Genomic DNA, 2,326 nt, shown 5'->3' with positions numbered 1-2,326 from the left:
CGTTTCAAGCGCACGCTTCTTCCGGTCCGAAACGGGAAGCAGCTCCATAGAAGCAACATCTATGTAGCACAACGTAATAAATGAATTCGTCATCGTATAAGTCTCGTCATAGAAATCACGCAGACGGCTCTCAGAAACGTTATAGGTATATAATTTAACTCCGTAGTACGCCAAGTCCTTCTTATAATCGTCTGTCTGAAATGCTTTCCCCGCCTCGTCCAGCGCGCGAAGGATTCGAAAGTCGTCCACTGTAGCGTTAACGGTGAATTTTTTATTCAGCTTGGGGCTGTACCGGTAGCTAAGACCGGATGGCGCATCAAACGTGCGTTTGGCAAGCTGCCACTGGGCTTCAAACTTATCCTTTTGCCCGGTTAAGGCATAATAACGCATGAGCAGTCCGGCTGACTCGCTAAGTACTTCATGCCCGGTTGCGACTTCGCTGTTCTGATCGGTCTCTTGCAAGTTGGTATACGTACCATGAGGTCCGGTTAATGTTTCTGTTATAAAATGCTGAAGCGCATTACGCTGCTCGGTGACGGGCACAAGCTGGCCATAACCAGAGATGGGCTTGCGGGCAAGCTTTTCTTTTCCGAATACAGGCAAAGCTTCACAAGCTGAAAGTGTCATGACGAAGGCAAGGGGAATCAACAAAAAGTTTCGCTTCATGCTCATTAGCTAAAGAACTCCTATCGCAATCTTTTCCTGACTGCATGGCGGGATGGTATAATCGTAGGAAACCATAGTTAGCCCTAGTGTAACACACGCTGCATTTCACTCAAAAGGTAATTAAAGGACGGATGGCATGAGATTGGAACAGATGGCTGCCGCGCTCGCACCGCTGCATTTAGCAAGCTGCCTCATCGAACAACGCGGTGAACGAATCTTTGAACATTATCGCGACGATCAAAAAGAAACCGAAATAACGCGCATTAATTCTTGCACAAAAAGTGTTCTCTCGGCGCTGATCTGCATCGCCATGGATCAAGGGTTGCTGCCCGAGCCCGAAACGCCGGTTTCAGCATTCTTCCCTCAGCTTCTTCAAGACGCTGATCCGCGGAAGCGGGAAATGATAATCCGGCACCTGCTCACGATGACCTCCGGCATGGACTGGACCGAATTTGGCGGTCAGAATTCGTTCCCGCAGATGACCAGAACGTCCAATTGGGTCGACTTCGTCCTGGCACAGCCGCTGTCGGAAGCACCTGGCACCCGCATGGAATACAACTCCGGCAATTCCCAGCTGCTTGCTGCGATTTTAGCCCAAGTTACAGGCATGCCAGTTGCCCAGTATGCGGAGCAACAGCTTTTCGGTCCACTTGGCATCGCGGACTACGCCTGGGAGACCGACCCGCAAGGTATTCATACCRGCGGATTCGGTCTCCAGCTCCGGCCTGCCGATATGCTGAAATTCGGCCGGCTCTTCTTGCAGGAGGGCTTGTGGGAGCACAAGCCCCTCATCTCAAAGGCGCTGGTCGCCAGCTCCAGCGCTCCCGCCATCCCGGCCGCGCCGGCACCGCCGCGCCGCGGCTTCTACGGCTGGCATTGGTGGGTCGATACGTATGAGGCTGACGCGAACGCAGCCTCTCCCTCTTCGCCACCAATGGACTACTACAACGCCTACGGCTTCGGCGGTCAGGCGATTTACATCATTCCACGACTGGACACCGTCGTCGTGTTAACGCATGATGAGCGGAAGAAGAGCAAGATTCCGCTCCTTGTGTTCCGCAATCATATTGCGCCGATGCTCGCCGCGCAAGCGTGCTTGAAATGAAAAAGCAGTCCACAGCTGATTCCCTCAGCTTGGACTGCTTTTTCGTTTATCCCATTTGCTGTGACAGTGATTGGAGAAGCCTTTCGTTCATATCCTCATTGATTCTTCGATCTGGTGATCCCGGCGATTTCAATCTGATTACATATGGCTTTCCAGTCGCCAGCTCCGTCAGTTTGCGGTGAATGGCTCATTCGCCATAATAGCCCGTATTGAGCTTGACTGCATGCTGTTTAGCACGGATTTGCTGCAGCTCTTCCGCGTACAATTTCGAGCTTATCGACTAATATATTCTGCAATCGAGGAAGAACATTTTCTTTAAAATAATCATTCGATCCAGATGTTATGTAAAGGACCATTCCGTCATGATAGAATTTCGTTATTTTCATTAAACACAATAACACTTGCAGAAACAATGAATTTCACTAAATTCGCTTCCAAAACAATTTATTATGCTTTATTGATTAAACACTTTTAAAAAGTGACCCACTCCCCCTATAACCAAGAAATCATTGAATTCCTGCTGTTCCGAAAGTATCATTTATCACTCTCTTATAG

At 49.6% G+C, this 2,326-nt stretch carries 1 protein-coding gene and 1 pseudogene; one reads left to right on the top strand and one right to left on the bottom strand.

All coding sequences use genetic code 11. The features are described from left to right. Positions 1–672 (bottom strand): annotated as a pseudogene (locus tag AC1DUA_RS34275) (hypothetical protein); the annotation flags it as partial. A 130-nt stretch (positions 673–802) separates the two neighbouring features. Between AC1DUA_RS34275 and AC1DUA_RS34270 the strand changes: the two are divergent. Beyond that, positions 803–1,771 (top strand): serine hydrolase domain-containing protein, encoded by a 969-nt coding sequence (locus tag AC1DUA_RS34270; RefSeq protein WP_477503991.1) that lies wholly within the window; start codon positions 803–805, stop codon positions 1,769–1,771. The last annotated feature ends 555 nt before the right edge of the window (positions 1,772–2,326 follow it).

Source organism: Paenibacillus sp. 01T422 (assembly GCF_056398785.1).
Note: the sequence above shows the minus strand (reverse complement) of the source record. Positions and strands in the feature narration are given on the sequence as shown.